13 protein-coding genes are annotated in these 17,517 nt (G+C 58.3%); 9 read left to right on the top strand and 4 right to left on the bottom strand.

The features are described 5' to 3' along the window. Positions 1-9 precede the first annotated feature (9 nt). Positions 10-1,377: a type VI secretion system baseplate subunit TssK gene (tssK, locus tag ACY34H_RS01970; RefSeq protein WP_464975802.1), complete on the bottom strand. Its 1,368-nt coding sequence runs from the start codon at positions 1,375-1,377 to the stop codon at positions 10-12. A 187-nt stretch (positions 1,378-1,564) separates the two neighbouring features. Here tssK and tssF point away from each other — a divergent pair, with 187 nt between their 5' ends. The 9 genes from tssF to ACY34H_RS01925 all read left to right on the top strand — a co-directional run bounded on the left by tssF (position 1,565) and on the right by ACY34H_RS01925 (position 14,262). Next, positions 1,565-3,382 carry a type VI secretion system baseplate subunit TssF gene (gene tssF / locus ACY34H_RS01965; RefSeq protein ID WP_464975801.1) on the top strand — a complete coding sequence of 606 codons (1,818 nt, stop codon included), beginning with the start codon at positions 1,565-1,567 and terminating at the stop codon, positions 3,380-3,382. Then, a complete protein-coding gene (gene tssG / locus ACY34H_RS01960; protein WP_464975800.1) occupies positions 3,346-4,446 on the top strand; it encodes a type VI secretion system baseplate subunit TssG in 1,101 nt (366 codons plus the stop codon). Before tssF ends, tssG begins: the two co-directional genes overlap by 37 nt. A 1-nt stretch (position 4,447) precedes the next feature. Then, positions 4,448-5,590, top strand: a complete 1,143-nt coding sequence (locus tag ACY34H_RS01955) for a hypothetical protein (protein WP_464975799.1) — start codon at positions 4,448-4,450, stop codon at positions 5,588-5,590. A gap of 96 nt (positions 5,591-5,686) precedes the next feature. Further along, positions 5,687-7,651 carry a phospholipase D-like domain-containing protein gene (locus tag ACY34H_RS01950; protein WP_464975798.1) on the top strand — a complete coding sequence of 655 codons (1,965 nt, stop codon included), beginning with the start codon at positions 5,687-5,689 and terminating at the stop codon, positions 7,649-7,651. Then, positions 7,648-8,679, top strand: coding sequence for a tetratricopeptide repeat protein (locus ACY34H_RS01945; RefSeq protein ID WP_464975797.1), 1,032 nt, complete (start codon positions 7,648-7,650; stop codon positions 8,677-8,679). Before ACY34H_RS01950 ends, ACY34H_RS01945 begins: the two co-directional genes overlap by 4 nt. A 127-nt stretch (positions 8,680-8,806) precedes the next feature. Then, entirely contained in the window at positions 8,807-9,991 is a 1,185-nt protein-coding gene (locus ACY34H_RS01940; RefSeq protein ID WP_464975796.1) for a phospholipase D-like domain-containing protein, read from the top strand. Between the two features lie 173 nt (positions 9,992-10,164). Continuing rightward, positions 10,165-11,016, top strand: coding sequence for an SEL1-like repeat protein (locus tag ACY34H_RS01935; protein WP_464975795.1), 852 nt, complete (start codon positions 10,165-10,167; stop codon positions 11,014-11,016). Positions 11,017-11,172: 156 nt separating this feature from the next. After that, positions 11,173-13,866 carry a type VI secretion system Vgr family protein gene (locus ACY34H_RS01930; protein WP_464975794.1) on the top strand — a complete coding sequence of 898 codons (2,694 nt, stop codon included), beginning with the start codon at positions 11,173-11,175 and terminating at the stop codon, positions 13,864-13,866. Between the two features lie 117 nt (positions 13,867-13,983). After that, a complete protein-coding gene (locus tag ACY34H_RS01925) occupies positions 13,984-14,262 on the top strand; it encodes a PAAR domain-containing protein (protein WP_464975793.1) in 279 nt (92 codons plus the stop codon). A gap of 114 nt (positions 14,263-14,376) precedes the next feature. Here ACY34H_RS01925 and ACY34H_RS01920 read toward each other — a convergent pair whose 3' ends face one another. The 3 genes from ACY34H_RS01920 to hpnE all read right to left on the bottom strand — a co-directional run bounded on the left by ACY34H_RS01920 (position 14,377) and on the right by hpnE (position 17,511). Continuing rightward, positions 14,377-15,189 (bottom strand): head GIN domain-containing protein, encoded by an 813-nt coding sequence (locus ACY34H_RS01920; protein WP_464975792.1) that lies wholly within the window; start codon positions 15,187-15,189, stop codon positions 14,377-14,379. Beyond that, positions 15,189-15,962 carry a DUF1700 domain-containing protein gene (locus ACY34H_RS01915; protein ID WP_464975791.1) on the bottom strand — a complete coding sequence of 258 codons (774 nt, stop codon included), beginning with the start codon at positions 15,960-15,962 and terminating at the stop codon, positions 15,189-15,191. The genes ACY34H_RS01920 and ACY34H_RS01915 overlap by 1 nt, the downstream gene beginning before the upstream one ends. A 253-nt stretch (positions 15,963-16,215) precedes the next feature. Continuing rightward, positions 16,216-17,511 (bottom strand): hydroxysqualene dehydroxylase HpnE, encoded by a 1,296-nt coding sequence (gene hpnE, locus ACY34H_RS01910; protein ID WP_464975790.1) that lies wholly within the window; start codon positions 17,509-17,511, stop codon positions 16,216-16,218. Positions 17,512-17,517: the final 6 nt, after the last annotated feature.

The raw sequence follows: 17,517 nt of genomic DNA, 5'->3' as shown, positions 1-17,517 counted from the left end.
CCCCAGCGCTTAGTCCATCAACGCAAACAATTCCAGTTTCAGGTCCTTGATGGTGGACGGGGCGTAAACCGTCACCGCCTGCGCCTTCGTCATGGACTCATACCGTTCGCCCCGATTCTCGATTGAAAAATAGTAGGTATCGGGGCGAACCGGCACTTCCATCGGTACCTGCGCCATGTGTATCAACGGTACGCCTGACACGGACATTTGTACCATCTGCTCCACGTCGTGCGGCGAGCCGACCTTCAATTGCCGCGGGATGTCGGCCACCAGGTTCAGCGCGGGTATGCTCGCGCTCACGGCGAGATACAAACGGGCCTTGGCATCGACGATCGAAGCATCGAGCCTTGCGGTTTGATATGGGCTGGTTTCGCTCTTGCGCACCAGGGGAAGCACCACATATTTCGACGAGACGACGGTTTCAAGCAATTCCCCAATGATCGCTGCAAGGGCCTCGAAAGAATCCGTTGGCGTTTGATGGTCGTACCTGGGCAAGTCACCGAGGGCGAATTTCCTTGAAAATGCCATCAGCGCACCGGCCAGCGTCAGTAATTTGTCGAACACTTGAACCGGGTGCGCGTGAGCCGCGCCCGCACAGGGGTTGAGCGCAGCACTGGCCGTCGTGATGGTGCTGAGCATCCAGAATGACGTTACGTTGCCAACATGTGCTTCCACGACGCTGCCCTTCGGCTGCCGCTGCAGGAGATACAGTGCATTCGCCTTGGCACTCATCTTCGCGAGCAGGCTGCGCAACAGGTTTTGTAACGCCGGTGCGCCTTCCACCGACAGTGCCGGGGGAATGAAGCCGGGATCGATCTCAAAAGTGCAGTCGGCTTTGCGGCGAATCTTCACGACGGGAACGCACTCGTATGCATCGCGCTTTTCCAGGTGGGACAGAAGGCGCAGCGATTTTTTCAGATAGCGGAGCTTGCTGGCGAGAGCATCGGTGAAAAGGTCGATCGTATTCAGCTCGAGCTGGATAAACCTGGCGGTATCGTCCCGCACGGGCTGCTCGACCGCATCGGCGGGAGCCACGTTGCCGCCCCGTGATTTCAAAGCTGGCATTGCCGCGTAGAACAGGAAGCTGGATTCATCAGCGGGTAGCTCTGACAGGTCGACCTCCAGTGGCAACGGGTCCGAATACGGAGCCTGGTATATCTCGCCGTCCTGGAAGAGCAGGGTCAGCGACTCCGCGCGCAGTTTGCCTCTTTCGACATCTTCGGGACTCCAGCGGGCCGACTGAACACCCCATGCATCCGGATTCAGTGCGCTGACGAGGTGACGCACGCGTCCTTCGTGATACCGGTCGAGCTGCTGCAGATGCTGGGCATCCAATGCGAGTCCCTCGGACCAGAGAATTTTCGATGGCAACGTCATGCTCTTCTCCACGGAGTTGAATGGGGCAGTATGGGTTTGTCGTGCGGAAAGCCTTTGATATTTCTCAATGTGCTTGGGGACCTGTGGCGAAAGGGTGGCAATTCGACTGGGCTTGCGCGAGATCAAATTGAGATCGGGGCAGCTTGCCGATACTGGCCTCCCGGCAACATGCCGCAGGGAGAGGTCGATGGAAAGTCTGTTGCCGTATTACGAACGTGAACTTGTGTCTTTGCGCCGCCTGTGTCGCGAGTTCACCGAGCGGTACCCGAAAGTTGGCGGCCGGCTGCAACTTGGCGCCGATGTCTGCCCTGATCCGCATGTTGAACAGCTTGTCGAGTCCGTTGCGCTGATTGCTGCCCGCGTGGCAAAGCTCCTGGACGACGGCTATCCGCAATTCACCGAAGGGGTACTGGAGTCGCTCTTTCCACACTATCTACTGCCATTTCCCTCTTGTACGATCGTACGCGCCACTTTTCCTGCAATTACCGCCGCCGGTCGTTTGCCGGAACTGAGAATTCCTCGTGGTACCGAGTTGGAATCGGAAGCCGTGAATGGAATACGGTGCCAGTTCAGGACAGCGTATGACATCACGCTAGCTCCGGTCACTCTGTCCAGGGCCTGCTTCGACTCGGCAATTCGTGCGCCGGCCGGAACGGTATTGCCGGCGGCGTTGGGGTCCCTGATCAGTATTACGCTGGAAGGCGAAGGGCTGGCTCAGCCAGGCCGCGTACGTGCTTACATCGATGGCGAACCATCGTTCTGCGCATGCCTGCGCGACGCTCTGTTCATGCGAACCATCTGTGCGTATGTCGAGATCCCGGATGGGCGCTGGAAACGGTTGTCCGGGATTCCATTGACGCAGGTGGGGTTCGCCGAGGAAGATGCGCTGATTCCCTTCGGGGCACGTTCGCACCCCGCGTATCGTGGACTCACCGAGTTCTTTGCATTTCCTGAAAAATTCAGTTTCTTCGATATCGACCTCGCCGCGATACAGTCCTCCCTGCCGCCTGGCGTGCGCGAAGTCACTCTGCATCTGGGCATGTCAGGTTTCCGGTCCGATTCCGACACGGCCCGCATGCTGGCCAGCTTGTGTGCAGAAAACCTGCTGTTGGGCTGCAGCCCGGCAGTCAACCTGTTCCCGCGCCCAGGCATGCCGATCGCTGTTACGCACCTCTCTTCCGAATACGGCGTCGTTGCAGATGCCACGCGTCCTGCCGCATTCGAAGTGTATTCGATCGACTCGGTGCGGATGATCCGCCGGCAGGGCAGTAGTGAAACCAGCGCCGAGTTCAGGCCATTCTACGCGTTGCGCCACGGTGAAAAAAGCGATCAGAATCAGCACTATTGGGTGGCGCGCATCGATGGCATGGTTGCTGCCGCAAGCCCCGGCCACGAGAAACGCATCACCCTGGTCGATGCCGGATTCGATCCGATGGCCGTGGAACAAAGCAGCCTGTCGATCAGGCTCACATGCACGAACAGGGACTTGCCAGCCTCCTTGGGCCATGGTGGGGAAATGGTGTCATTGCGCGATCCCGGCACCTGCAGGTTCCGCTTCCTGCGCAAGCCCACCAGTCAGTTTCGTTTCGGGGCTGAACCGGCGCGGCACTGGCGGCTCATTTCCCATCTGACGCTCAATCACCATGCGCTATCCCAGGATCGCTTGCCGGCGTTCCGGGAACTGCTGTCTCTCTACGACCCTGCGCAATCGGCGATCTCGCGTCGACAGATCGACGGCATCGTCGCGCTCGGCCAGGCGGATACCGTGGCATGGCTGCGGCACAAATACGGCACGTCGCTGGTTCATGGCATCGAAGTCCGGCTGACGATCGACGAAGACGCGTTCGTGGGCAGTTCGGCCCATTTGTTCATCGAGGTTATCGATCAGTTCCTGGGCCTGTATGTGCAGGTCAACAGCTTCATCGAACTGGTGGTGTTCTCCAAACAATCAGGAAAGGAACTGGTGCGATGCAAACCACGCAACGGCTATCTGAGACCAGTGTGATCGAACAATTGCTGGCCGAGCCCCATCGATTCCAGTTCGTGCAGGCGATGCGACTGCTGTCGCGCTGGCTGCGTATGAACGGCATTCCCGTCGACCGCGCAGCGCTGCAGTTCCGTAATAGCCTGGCATTGACGTTCCCCGCCAGCGAGATCGAAGCGTTGCACATTGAACCGGCGCGGCCCGCTGGTGCCGAGTCGCTGTTGCATGCACTGAAAAATGATGATGCAGCCCGAATAGTGCTGACACCGGCGTTTTTGGGCTTGCTGGGCCTGCAGGGCGCCTTGCCGCACGCGATCACCGAGCGAGTCGCCGCAGGGCGGAGCTGGAGCGACGACGATAGCGGACGAGCGTTCATCGACATTTTCATGCAGAGGCTCACGGGGCAGTTCCTCGAAGCCGTAGGCAAGTACAGGCTGGAACAGACGATCGATACCCAAGGCACCGATATGCGCCTGCGACTGCTCACGGCGCTGTCGGGTGCGCATGCCAGTCCCGGCGAGATCGCTGAGGAGGTAATGGCGTACTACGCTGGGTTGCTGCGTTCGCGCCCGGTGTCGGTGAACGCAGTGGCACAGGTGCTGAGTGACTATTTTGCGCTGCCGTTCCAGCTCGAGCCGTTTGTTGGCAGCTGGGACTATCTGCCCGAAAACAAGCGCAGCCGACTTGGCAGCCACACCGGGACGGGAGCCAGGCTGGGTAATGGCGCGATGCTGGGTCACCGGCTGTGGCGGCGCGATCGCCGGGTAAACATCCACATCGGTCCCGTTGGCAGGGCGGACTACGCGCGATTCCTGCCAGGCGCGGCAGGTGCTGCGGCACTTGAAAAGCTCTTGGCACTGTTCGGCCTGCCGGCCCTGGAGTTCGAGGTCCGGTTGCACCTGAAGCCATGCGCCGCCAGGCGCGTGGTACTGACCACGCGTAAGCCGGAGACTGCGGGACGGCTGGGCTGGGATGCTTATGTCGGCGGCGGAACGGGCAAGGTCGAGCGGACCGCGACGGGGTATATGTTACGGCCCGGGCTGGCCTCGCGCGGCAGGAAAGCCCACGCATCCGGAGACCGTTGACATGCTGCATCCCGATCCTACGCAGTCGTTCGTTATGGCATTGGCAGGAATGATCAGCAGGGGCGATAAGAAAAATCTCGCCTTGGTGGATCAATATTACGCCGCCACGCGGGTATTGATCGCAGCGATAGACAAGAGCCGTGAGCACAGCAAATGCCTGCAACCTGTTCATGCCCGAAACTCCGGGCTACTCGAAGCGTGGAACCGGTGGCCGGGCGCTTACGTCCTTGATCCCGGCCCGGAACTGGAGTATCGGATGAGGGATCCGGCCTTTTGCTTTGGCGAAAACGAACACCTCTTTGCCAGGTCGCTCGATCTGGATCCGGTACTTGCCAGGGTCAAGCGAGACGGTCTGGAAGAAGAGTTCAAATACTCGTCCATCCTGGTAGCTGCCGCGGTCATGTTCTGGCAGCGGCAGCATGCGCTGATCGAACCGACGCCAGCGCTGGACCGGTTGCTGGCATCGTCGGACATCAGCCAGGATATTCCAGCAAGCCTGATGCGGCCGCCTGTTCCAGCGTGCTTCATAAGCTTCGGAGGAACGATGCAGGCGGCGGTCGCCGTGCCGGAGGCGGATGACGAATATGACGGCCATCGCATCGTTGGGGCCTATGTGTTCGAATCACCCGCTCATTGCGGGAGGAAGATCTCGATTTGCCCCGTTTCGGCACTGAACTCAAATCCGGAGCGCTTCGTCGGCCACCTTGAGATTCGCATCGAGGACGAGGGCGACAGTCTGCTCGAGATTATTCACCGCACGTGTGCCGAAGTGGAGCTTCGGCCAACATTTCTGAGGCAGCAGCAAGCTATTGCACTGCTATGCACCAAAGTTTTCCTGTACTGGACCATGGAACATGCACGGCGAGTCGAGGAAATGTCCTACAGCGATGCGATGGTACGGCTGCGTGCCGTCGGCCCAAAGAAGGCCGCCAAGCTGCGCCGGCAGGCGGCTGTGCATTATGACCGTATCGTGCTTGGCCCCGCGAGTTTGCCGGTGCAACTGCAGGGTAGCCGCGGGGATATTTCACCGCATTGGCGACGTGGGCATTTCCGGATGCAGGCGCATGGGCCGCAATCGATACTGCGCAAGGTAATTTTTATTGCGCCAACCATGGTGCGGGCGGACCGGCTAAACGAATCCTAGCCCGATTTGCACCGAAGCGACTACGGCGCTGGCCATGCTGATCCGCGCGGGGTCGGGTATGGGCTCTGAAAATTGATCCGATAGGAGGAACAAGCGATGAAATCAGCAATGGATGACAACGCAGAGCTCTATAAACAGAGATTATCTTACAGGAAAAACTCGGCGCCAAATCAATTTCTGGCACAGCCATGGTTCGTCCGAATGTCCAAGGAAGTGTATTACCCACGCTACGGCTGCTCGATCGAGCCGCTGATATGCGGCGAGGAGGTTTTTAACAAAATTGCGCAGGATCTGAAGAACGCAACGCACAGCGTGGATATCATTACATGGGGTTTTGATCCAGGCATGGAACTGGATAGAAGCGAGAATGGCAAAAAGGAACAGCGGTATGGCGATTTGCTCATCGAAATTGCTACGCGGAAGAAGGACCCCGTGAAAGTCCGTTTGCTCATCTGGCATGATGATCTGGCATCCCAGCTTCAAATGAATAACACCCCTGGCTATTACGGCCCTTCGCTCCCGAGAATTGGATCAAATGGCGAGGTAGGGTACTACAACGAACAGCACCAGAACTATAGTGCCGAGTGGTTCAGGAAAGTGACAGAACATGTCTATGAGAATATCCATCTCCATGTAAGAAGTGTCCCGGCCGACCTTCTGGATCGATCGATGCAAGGCGAAATTCCGCCGAAAGGCATAGGGCCAGTAGGAAAAATCGCGGTGCTATACGCGGCGCATCATCAGAAGATGGTGCTGATCGACTTTGAGCGGCCTCAGGTCGCAGTCGGATACGTGATGGGCCACAATTCAACGACCGAATACTGGGATACGGCAGAGCACAAATTCGGCGATAAGCGGCGCGAGCGTGTATTCGACATGGAACACGCTGAACTTATGAAGCGGGCATGGCGTGAAGGGCCTTCGTTCGATGGCGCATCGCCGGGTTACGCGCCGCCAGAATATCTGGTCAAGCAAAAAGAGCTTGCAGTCCAAGCGTATATCGACAGGCACAGCCGTATCGTCAAGCCATACCAGGACGTTTCATGCCGGCTGCGTGGCCCTATATTGCATGACCTGAACCATAATTTTTGCCAGGGATGGTCCGAATCGGATCGACCCAGTTCAGCATTCCTGGATGGTTTGTGGTTTCTACCGCTAGCCGGTGTGCAAGTTGTGCGGAAAATCATTCGTTACGCCGGTGACAGGCTCCATGGAGAAATGGATAGCGAATTCATCGGTCGCAGGAATCGGGTACCTATCGGCGCATTCCCTCGGCAGAAGGAGGAACATGCGGCTCAGTTAGTGCGGACACAACCGCTGCACGGCGAAAAAGGCGCGAAGGAATGCTATGCGAATCTGACCAGGCAGATGACACATTATATCTTCATTCAGAATCAGTACGTGCAGTATGGTGCTTGGGCAGAGCATCTTCGTACGTGTGTACATAATCTTCGAGCCGCGGGGTATATGAAGCCAGTGTTTGTATTCGTGGTTACGTCTACGCCGGAACGAGATGGAATGGATCGACCTACCCATGAGGTTGCGGGCCGGATTGGGAAAAGTGAGTCAATGCCAATAGTTCATAAAGAAGCCGTTGAAGTTGCTGTGGAAGGTGGCATCAAGGCTCCGATTTCCAAAGGCGAGATGGAACGTTCCGGTATCAATGTAATAATGAGCTCACTATGGACCTGGGCAACGATTCGAGAGAAGCTGTCGGCGAGTGATTACGAAGAAATTTACATTCACTCAAAAGTGGCAATAGTTGATGACGCGGCATTCACCGTAGGATCTACAAATCTAAATTTGAGAAGCATGGCGATAGATAGCGAGTTGAATGTCTTGAGCAACGCATCGGACATTGCGTATGCGCTTCGCCGCAGGCTATTTGAACAGTGCTTCGGACTAGCCGGTCCATCGATTTTTGGAAGTATGGAGAGCACGTTTCTAGATTGGACTTCGGCTCAAAACGATAACCTTGATTTGAAGAATGCCGGAGCCCCACTTCTCTCGCAATTGCTGCCCTTCCACGTGAGCCGTCAACCGGGTACATCGCTGATATGAAATGCAAGAACTTAACGTTAGCTTGTTCCGTTCTGGTAATTGTCACGATGGCGACGGTTTGTTTTCCTGTAAATTATCAGGTAAAGGAAAATAATGTGAGTAATATACCCTCTAGTTTGCCCGAATTTAGCCTGTTAGATGCGCCTCCTGATTGCGCAAGCTGGCGAATGTATATGCCAAAAACCCGAGACCGCGCCGCGTACCAAATATACATTGAAGCGAGGAAGTTGTGGCGCAGCAAGGCTGAATGGCAGCTCACGCGTGACGAGATAAGTCGAATACTAAATGGTGTTCGCGTGAGCGCGGAAAAAGGAGATTGGGGGGCTCGGGCATTGCTGGCGAGATTTTATCTGCAAGGTTTTGGGGTGCTCGAATCGAATCAGATCTTGGCACCCGCACCCCAGAAGGCAATCGAAATCATTCAAGCGGGTGTGGAGGCGAATCAACCGTGGGCCTATTACGATCTCGGTGTGGCTTATCAGCATGGCTACGGAGGGATCGCGCAAGACGATCGAATCGCATGGGCGCATTTTGCCAAGGCTGCACGGTTGGGAAGCCCTGAGGGACAGTTGGCATTAGCTGAGGCATATGGTAACGACCGGCAGCTTGACAAGCAAGAGGCAATGCGGATGTGTGCATACAATCAAGGATATGGTGCAGCAGCGGCGTTGCTGGGCGGGAATCGCCGAGCTGTTCAGCAGGATTTTTTGGCAGCGATAACGTTTTTTCAGAAGGGGGTGGAGTTTGGCAATAGGGAGTCTGCCCAAGCTCTTTCTCGACTATTTGCAGAAGGGTACTGGCCCCACATGGGAATTCAGACAAAGGCCAAGCTTGAGGCTCTAGGTATACTACCTGATCGTGAACGGAGCTGCAGATATCAAGAGATTGCCGCGGCACTGGAGGTAAATCCAGATATCAGATTTACGCGTCTTAAGGATGTTTTGCCTTTGCCGCCAGCTGATCTTCCTCCATGGAGCAGCATTCATGACGCATTGCAAAAAGAGCTGGACGGCGAACCTACCTATTAAGAATGTTTATTTACACTGTTTTCGGATGTTGATCTCAGTGCGGTTTAATTGGTGCCGCCTGCTTTTTGTGAATTTTATTGCTTAAGGACAATGGTTGATATCGGAGCTCGACGAGCGCGTATTCGACATGGAACACGCCGAACTTATGAAGCGGGCATGGCGTGAAGGGCCTTCGTTCGATGGCGCATCGCCGGGTTACGCGCCGCCAGAATATCTGGTCAAGCAAAAAGAGCTTGCAGTCCAAGCGTATATTGACAGGCACAGCCGTATCGTCAAGCCATACCAGGACGTTTCATGCCGGCTGCGTGGCCCTATATTGCATGACCTGAACCATAATTTTTTCCAGGGATGGTCCGAATCGGATCGACCCAGTTCAGCATTCCTGGATGGTTTGTGGTTTCTACCGCTAGCCGGTGTGCAAGCCGTGCGGAAAATCATTCGTTACGCCGGTGACAGGCTCCATGGCGAAATGGATAGCGAGTTCATAGGCCGAAGGAATCGGGTACCTATTGGCGCATTCCCTCGGCAGAAGGAGGAACATGCGGCTCAGTTAGTGCGGACACAACCGCTGCACGGCGAAAAAGGCGCGAAGGAATGCTATGCGAATCTGACCAGGCAGATGACACATTATATCTTCATTCAGAATCAGTACGTGCAGTATGGTGCCTGGGCGGAGCATCTTCGTGCGTGTGTACATAACCTTCGAGCGGCGGGGTATATGAGGCCAGTTTATGCATTTTTGCTCACTTCGACCCCAGAGAGAGATGGAATGGATCGTCCAACCCATGAGGTAGTGGGGAGAATTGGACAAGGTGATTCTATGCCAGTGGTTCAGAAGGAAGAAATCAACAGCGCTAATACAGGCGGAACACGAGCCCCTATTAGTGCGGAAGAACTCGCTATTGCCGGAATTAATGTTTTTATTGGATCACTATGGTGTTGCGATGCTTCTAAAGAAAAGATGTTGCGTAGTGATTATGAGGAAATCTATATTCATACGAAAGTGACAATCGTTGATGATGCTGCGTTTACGATTGGTTCGACGAACCTCAACCTTCGCAGTATGGCACTAGATAGCGAATTAAACGTCCTAAGCAATGCTTCTGAAGTCGCCTATGAACTACGCCGTGAGCTGTTTCGTCAATGCAGCGGAAGTTCTGGGCCTGATCAATTTGGATGTATGGAGGAGTTATTCCTTGCTTGGGGTGACGAGGCTAAGAAAAATATGAAGAGTAAAGAAATGGGAAAGAAGCTGAGCAGTCAGTTGCTGCCCTTTCATGTCGACCGTAAGCCCGGTTCGTCTCTCATCTAATCATGAATAATATTTGCCGATACCGAGCGGTATTGATAATGGCCGTCTTTTCAATTTTTTGGACTAGTATAAAAGGTGGAATTCCGGAGAAAAAAATGAGGCCACTACCTACCGATTTGAAACGATTCGAGGTATCCGAACCCGCTCCGAAATGTGACCAGTGGAGACGCCACATGCCTGCGCTTCGCGATGCGACAGCATTTAATTTATATATCCAAGCACGCAGGGTCTGGCGAAGTAAGCCAGTTTGGCAGCTAAGCCATTCCGAGGGGACGTACATACTTGCAAATGTCAAGAAAGCAGCGGACCTCGGCGACTGGGGTGCTCGGTCGCTAATGGCGCACTTCTATCGCCATGGACTAGGTTCACTGCCCTCGAACCGTGTTCTCGATGCGGCACCAGAAAAGGCACTAGAAATCGTACGTATGGCTGTGGCAAAAGGTCAGCCATGGGGGCTGTACGACCTTGGCGTGGCCTATGAGCATGGGCATGCGGGCACTGACGCAAATCATGAAATTGCTTGGGCATATTACAGAAGAGCCGCTGAGCTTGGTAGTCCCGAGGCACAAATGGTGGTAGCAGAGACTTATGGTGCAGCTGGAAAAGAAAATGATGAAGAGCACATGTTGCGGTGTGCATACGAACAGGGACATGGAGCTGCAGCGGCCGCGCTTGCGATGCGTGAGCGGGTATTAGACCGATATGAGGTATCTATCCGCCTGTACCACGAGGCAATCAAATTAGGCGACGCTGAGGCAGCAGCGGCACTTCAATTGCTATTCACTTGGGGCCATTGGTCCAACCCCACAGAGGCCGAGCTGGGCGCGATGCAGAAACTAAAAATAGTCGTGGATCCAGAACGGAAGAAACGTTATAACGCCATCTTTCATGCGCTCGAGGTAAATCCGGACATGAAGCTAAGTCGACTGGATCAAATACTGCCATTGCCGCCGGCGCAACTTCCTGAATGGCATGGTTTCGCAGATGTGGCGGAGAGGGAGAATATGAGCGTCCCGGCCTATTGATAGCAGTTGTTAGCGACAATTAAATGGGATGATGATGTGATGAAAACTACATTTGACGCCGGCCTAGCGGCACTGTCCGCTTTCAATGGCACGTCGCAGAATAATCGCCTATTAAGGATGAGTTTTCCGCATGACGACGGGCCACCGGGAGCAACAATGCTGATCAACTCAGTTCGCATGAGCGAGGAGTTGTCACGCGATTTCCGGGTAGAGGGTGAAGTCTTGTCCGATGATGCCGGCATATCGCTGAAGAGCATGATGGGGCGGATGGTGACGATCATGCTCGTCCGGCACGATGGCACAATCCGCTACCTGAATGGATATGTCAGCACTTTCGCCTTTGTCCGGGCCGACGGTGGCTTTGCCTTCTACACGATGGTGCTGGAGCCCTGGCTGGCGTTCAGCCGACTGCGCAAGGACAATGTGTCGTTCCATCATCGCAGTGTCGTGGAGTTGACCGAGTCGACATTTGCCCATTATCGTCAGCGCGACTGGACAGTCCGGATGAGCCTCGACTACGAGGACAAAAAACTGACTTGCGCAAACCAGCATAACGAGACGGATTACAATCATTTGCATCGTCGCTGGGAGGATGCAGGTCTTTATTATTGGTACGAACACCGGGCGGATGGGCACACCCTGATCCTCGCGGACAATTCCACGCAAGCGGAGCCGATTGATGGAGTCGGGCTCGACAGCGTGAGCGGCCAGATGATTTTTCGTGGCGGAGCGGGTTCCGATGAGGCTGACGGCATTCGGAAGTGGCAGGCCGTCCGTAACCTCGGCGCCGGCACGACAACCCTCGCAAGCTTTGACTACAAGAGCGCCCGGGCAGTGCGCGCAACAGGTTTTTCGCTGAACGAGCAGGGTGACGTCGACGGTTACGAGCTGTATGAAAATGCCGGTGCCTATGGGTATGCGGACGTTCGCGACGGCGAGTCGCTGGCGCAGCGCCGAATGGAGGAGCGAGACTGCGTGGCGCAATATTTCGAGGCAAGTGGAAATGACCGCGCAGCGCATCCCGGCCGGACCTTCAAGCTCTCCGGGCATTTCAGCGCGATACAGAGAGCGCGTGCGCCGGGCGAGGAGCGCAAGCCGAGCAAGGGGCTGCGTGATTATCTTATCCTGGCAGTCGTTCATACGGCCAGCAATAACTATCCGGCGGGGCCGCAGGGCAAATCGGAGTACGGCAACACGTTGACGTGCATCCGGCGCGACATTCGTTGGCGTCCAGGCAGGCGATACAACAGTAAAGAATGTGCGAACCCCGGCGTGCAGACCGCCATCGTCGTCGGGCCGCCAGGTGAAGACACCTACACGGACGAACTTGGCCGCATAAAGCTGCAGTTTCACTGGGACCGCATGGGGCAGTTCGACCAGGCCAGTTCGCCATGGATAAGAGTCATGATGCCGATGGCGGGCCAGTACTTCGGGCAAATGTGTCTGCCTCGCATCGGGCAGGAAGTCGTCGTGCAATTTTTGGATGGCAATATCGATCGGCCCATCGTCGTGGGTGTGGTCTACAACCGCGACAATATGCCGCCATGGCATCTTCCGGCGCAGAAAGCGCTGGCAGGATTGCGCAGCCGTGAGCTGGGCAATAGCAACGGCTCCAGCAACCATCTGATCCTGGACGACACGAAGGATGCCATGCAGGTCCAGCTCAAGAGCGACTACCAGTGCAGCCAGCTATCGCTCGGCAGCATTCATCGCATCGAGACCTCGGATGGACGCGCGGATGCGCGGGGCGAGGGGTGGGAGTTGGCAACGAATGCGTGGGGCGTCGCGCGGGCAAACCGCGGCATGTTGATCACGACTGAATCGCGTCCCAATGCTGCTGGGCAAGCAAAGGCCATGAGCGAAACGGTGCTCAGACTCAACTCGGCGCAACAACGGCATGACGATCTGGCCAGGCTCGCCGCGCAATGTGGCGCCCAGGAAGCGAACGAGCAAACGCGCCCGTCGGCCACGATCAAGGCTCAAAACCTCGGAATCAAGGGGGAAGCCAGCCGCGAAGGCGGGACTCCCGGGCTGGCGGCCCCGCATCTCGTTCTGGCAAGCCCGGCAGGCATCGAGACCACGACTGCCGGGAGTACCCATGTGGCGAGCGATGATCATACGGCACTGACGACCGGGCAGGATATCTCGCTTGCGGCTGGAGGCAGCCTGTTCGCGAGCGTGCGCCAGGCCATACGGATGTTCGTGCATAAAGCTGGCGTACGGATGATTGCAGCCGGTGGCGACATCGACGTGAAAGCACTGTCAGACAGTATCAATCTGCTGGCCAAGCTCAATATAACGCATACGGCGGAACGGATTACCATCAACGCCAAGGAAGAAATTGTCATCAATGGTGGTGGAAGCTATGCGAAATTCAGCGCTGGAGGCATCGAGCAAGGAACTACCGGAAACTTCGTGGTGCATGCTGCAAAACATAGCCTGATCGAACCGAAGAACATGTCGATGTCTGAGGTCGCACTGCCATCGGGGACGCTGCAAGGAAAGGGGGCGTTCCATCTTGGCAGCCACGCCGCTGCCGGCGGGAAGCCGAACGCCGGTATGCCATACAAGCTGTACAAGGATGGAGCGGTCGTCGAAAACGGCGAGTTTGACGACGACGGAAATATGACATTCAAGCATGACCTGGACGTGCTGGCGAATTACGAACTGGAGATGGCCAACGGTAACCGCTATGTCATCGACTCCGGAGATCATGTCGATGATCACGAAGTCAGTTCCGGTATCGGCTACCACGGTTATGAGAATCCCGGCGGCTCCATCAGCGCGGAGCACGCCGCCCTCGAAAAGGATCGGGTACTTTCAAATCCTTCGCTCCGCGGCAAGCGTTGACTCCGTCCATTTGGCCAAGTGCAGCTAACGAGAGAGCACCGCGGTATGCGGGCAAACGGCGGGACAGTGAATCAAAGGTGAAATAAGAGCGCAGTGCCAAGTGATTGGGGAGCGAGCATGTCTCTGAGAATTATCACGGTCGGCGATTCGACCGACCATGGTGGAAAAGTGATCAGCGGATCACCGCTGCATGACATTGACGGAAAGCCGATAGCTCGGCTGGGCGATCAGGTGTCGTGTCCCTTGTTCTATCCCGGAGGTAAGCCGCATGGCGTCAACAAGATTGTGACTGCCCACCAGACGGTGACGGCGGGTGGCATTCCTGTGGCCGTAGACGGGTGCAAGACAGAGTGCGGCTGTAGTCTTCAGGGCAAGGGGCGTGCGGACGTACGGTGAATCACCGCACGCCAATTCACTTGCGATCGCTTGGTTATGATTAATGGAGTGGGCGACAAAGGCTTGCTGGCAAGTGAGAATTGACGGTATTCAGGAACAGGACCTTTCGCCGACTCATTCGAACGACACATTCCCCGACCCCGTCCGGCTCACGCTGCGCTGGTCCGGATTGCCGTACACCGTCACATCCCCGCTGCCCGCGATGGTGATCGCGGCCGTTTCGCGGGCGAAGACTTCCGTGGTGCCCGAGCCCTTGACTTCCACCGAAACGGTATTCGATGCCATGTGCTGGGCATCGATCGTTCCCGAGCCGGTCAGTTCCGCTTCCAGTTCCTTGCACGTGCCCGAAGCGCTGATCGAACCGGAGCCGTACAGGGCCAGTTGCATGTCTTCGCCGCTGCCGGATTTCAGGTCGAGCCCGCCGTTGCCATGCACCGCCGCCGTCACGTGGCGGTAGCGGCCGGAGAACGACAGGTTGCCGGAGCCGTTCAGCGTAATGGTCAGCCGTTCACCGGAAAAGCCGGAAATGGCACTGTCGCCGCTGCCGCGGATCTCCACCTCCTGCAGCGACGGCAATACGGCTTCCACCTGCAGCGGGCGCTTGTGGTGGAACAGCATGCCGGTGGTGGCGATGCGCAGCGTGCCGTCTTCCTGGGAGGTGGCGACGTTGCCGAGCAGGCGCTGTTCGCCGACCACCTTCAGCGATGGCGTGCTGCCCTGGCGCAGCGTCAGGTCGATCGGGCCTTGCAGGTCGATCGCCGTGATGCCGTGGCCGATGTCGCGTACCTCGGTGCGGGTGACGCGGCCGGCGGTCGTCGATGGATTGGCGACGCCCTGCGCGCGCAGCATGGTGTAGGACACACCGATCAGCCCCAGCGCGAGGACGAACAGCGACAGGCCTACCTTGACCAGGGTGCGGATACGCATCACCGCCCCCGCAGCAGCGAGTGGTTCATCTGCACGTAGCGGCGCAGGCCGATGGCGCTGTAGCGTGTGACCACCAGCGACAGCAGGAACAGCGCGATGCCGCCGAATACCAGGCCGAAGCCGATCATCGTCTGCGTGGCGCGCGAGGCGCCTTCGGGATCGACGGAGATGCGCACGCTGCCGTCGGCCATCGCTTCGGCATTGTCCAGCAGGCGGCCGGAGCGGCTGACTTCCTCGTCGAGCTCCTGCTGCAGGCCGGGCGAGCGCTGCTGGCTCACTTCGATGCCGCGCTCGCCGATCGAGACGCGTGTCTGCAAGCGGTCGCCATCGTCGTCGATATCGGCGATGTGGCGCAGCGGACCGGCAAGGATCATCTCGTTGGCGCCGGCCAGGCCGCTGGCGGCGACGGCGATGCCGCTGACATAGAACGCGAACGCGCAGCCGTACACGGCGAGCAGCAGCGCCGTGAACACGGCCGCAGGCACCACCATGAACAGGTTGAACACCGCCAGGCCGGCAAACGAGGCCAGCATCCGGCCGAAGCTGGCCGGGCTGCGCTTCTGCTCGAATGACTGCAGGTGCACGTTGGCGCGCAGGGTCATCGCGATCTTGCGCGGTTCGTCCAGGTCGGCCGCGATCTCGGTTTCGCTGCGCCCCGCCACGAGGCCGTCGATGAAGCGCTGCTCATAGTAGGCCAGCGTCCTGGCCGCCGTTTCCGGCGGCAGGCCGGTCATGGCCTTCCTGAGCGCGTCGAGATAGTCCTGCTTGCCCATCGGGTGTTTCCTAGTTCATTGCCAGCTGCAGCGCGACGGGATGGCCGTGCGCGTCGATCTGCACGATCGCCGCTGCGCTTAGCAGCACGATGGCCAGAACGGCAATAGTTGTCAAAGTGAGTCGCATATCCAGTCCTCCGATGTGCCCACTGTATGCTTCTGGCAAGGAACATGCCAACGCACTGCGACAGGCTGCATAAACGGGGGCGCAGGCGGCACGGGAAGGGGACAGGACGCAACGGGGCAGAGCGGCTCAGCACAGCAGCCTGGCGGCCGTCAGCCCGCTGCGCACCGCCATTTCCAGCGTGGCCGGATACGCGCCGGCCGTATAGTCGCCGGCCAGCACCAGGCCGGCCAGCGGCGTGGCATTGGCGGGGCGGGACAGGCCGGCCGTGCAGGCATAGGTGGCACGCTTTTCGGTGACGACCCGGGTCCAGCCGGGATTGGCCAGTTCCGGCCGGCCGAATGCCTGCGCCAGCTGCGCGGCCACGGCTTGCGCCAGTTCCGGCTGGGGCAGGGCGGCCGCGTCGCCCGACGCGCTGACGACGACCGCCAGCAACCCGGCCTGTGCCGCATCGAGCTGCCCGCGGTCGAAGACGAACTGGCCCCACAGGCCTGCGACTGGCGCGTCTTCCAGCGCGAAGAACGGCTGCGTCAGGGCAACGCCCGGCTGGTATTGCAGGTAGCAGGTGGTGATCGGCTCGTAGGTGAAAGCCGACAGTTGCGACACGACCGGTGCCGCCTCGGGCAGCGGCGCCAGCAGCGCGGCGCTGGCCACCGGCGAGGCAGCCAGCACGACCTTGTCGAACGCCTCGCCGTCGAGCAGCCAGGCGCCGTCGCACGGTTCCAGCCGCGAGATTTTTGCACCTAACCGAATGGTGCCGCCATGTTGCTGCAACCACTGCGCGGCGGCATCGGGGAACAGGGCGGACAGGTCGTGCCGGGGCAGCAGCATGTCCGAAGCCTTGCGGCGCGCGCCCAGGCTGTCGCGCAGCACGGCGAGGAAGACCTGCGCGGATGCGGTCTCCAGCGGCGTGTTCAACGCGGCCAGGCAAAGCGGCCGCCACATCAGGTTGACGAGGCGAGGCGTCTGGTCGAAGCGCACCAGCAGTTCGGCCACCGAACAGTCATTGTCGAGGCGCCAGTCCATCCAGCGCGCGGTGGTCGAGAAGCGGGCCATGGCCAGCTTGTCCGCGCGCTCCAGGCCGGTAGCGCGCAGCAGGGCGAACGCCAGGTGCAGCGGTGCCGGCAGCCGTGGCGCCACGAAGCGCATGCCGCCCGGCGGATAGCACATCTGCAGGGGCAGGGGCAGCACTGCCCGGCCGAAGTCGACGCCGACGGTGCGCATCAGCTTCAGCGATGCGGAATAGGCGCCCAGCAGGATGTGCTGGCCGTTGTCGAGCGTCTTGCCGCCCGCTTCGATGCGGCGGGCCCGGCCGCCCAGCGTGCGGGCCGCTTCGAACAGCGTCACGGCGGCGCCGCGGCTGGCCAGTTCGACGGCGGCGGCGCAGCCGGCCCAGCCGCCGCCGATCACCGCAGCCTTCAGCATTCGGCG

It is taken from the genome of Pseudoduganella sp. jia 9 (genome assembly GCF_055502615.1).
Note: the sequence above shows the minus strand (reverse complement) of the source record. Positions and strands in the feature narration are given on the sequence as shown.

Bases quoted from the DNA above. Each gene is read 5' to 3' on its own strand.
- ACY34H_RS01935 (WP_464975795.1), top strand. From the start codon at position 10,165: ATGCCTGCGCTTCGCGATGCGACAGCATTTAATTTATATATCCAAGCA.
- ACY34H_RS01930 (WP_464975794.1), top strand. From the start codon at position 11,173: ATGCTGATCAACTCAGTTCGCATGAGCGAGGAGTTGTCACGCGATTTC.
- ACY34H_RS01920 (WP_464975792.1), bottom strand. From the start codon at position 15,189: ATGCGTATCCGCACCCTGGTCAAGGTAGGCCTGTCGCTGTTCGTCCTC.
- ACY34H_RS01940 (WP_464975796.1), top strand. From the start codon at position 8,807: ATGGAACACGCCGAACTTATGAAGCGGGCATGGCGTGAAGGGCCTTCG.
- ACY34H_RS01925 (WP_464975793.1), top strand. From the start codon at position 13,984: ATGTCTCTGAGAATTATCACGGTCGGCGATTCGACCGACCATGGTGGA.
- tssK (WP_464975802.1), bottom strand. From the start codon at position 1,377: ATGACGTTGCCATCGAAAATTCTCTGGTCCGAGGGACTCGCATTGGAT.
- tssG (WP_464975800.1), top strand. From the start codon at position 3,346: ATGCAAACCACGCAACGGCTATCTGAGACCAGTGTGATCGAACAATTG.
- ACY34H_RS01915 (WP_464975791.1), bottom strand. From the start codon at position 15,962: ATGGGCAAGCAGGACTATCTCGACGCGCTCAGGAAGGCCATGACCGGC.
- tssF (WP_464975801.1), top strand. From the start codon at position 1,565: ATGGAAAGTCTGTTGCCGTATTACGAACGTGAACTTGTGTCTTTGCGC.
- ACY34H_RS01955 (WP_464975799.1), top strand. From the start codon at position 4,448: ATGCTGCATCCCGATCCTACGCAGTCGTTCGTTATGGCATTGGCAGGA.
- hpnE (WP_464975790.1), bottom strand. From the start codon at position 17,511: ATGCTGAAGGCTGCGGTGATCGGCGGCGGCTGGGCCGGCTGCGCCGCC.
- ACY34H_RS01950 (WP_464975798.1), top strand. From the start codon at position 5,687: ATGAAATCAGCAATGGATGACAACGCAGAGCTCTATAAACAGAGATTA.
- ACY34H_RS01945 (WP_464975797.1), top strand. From the start codon at position 7,648: ATGAAATGCAAGAACTTAACGTTAGCTTGTTCCGTTCTGGTAATTGTC.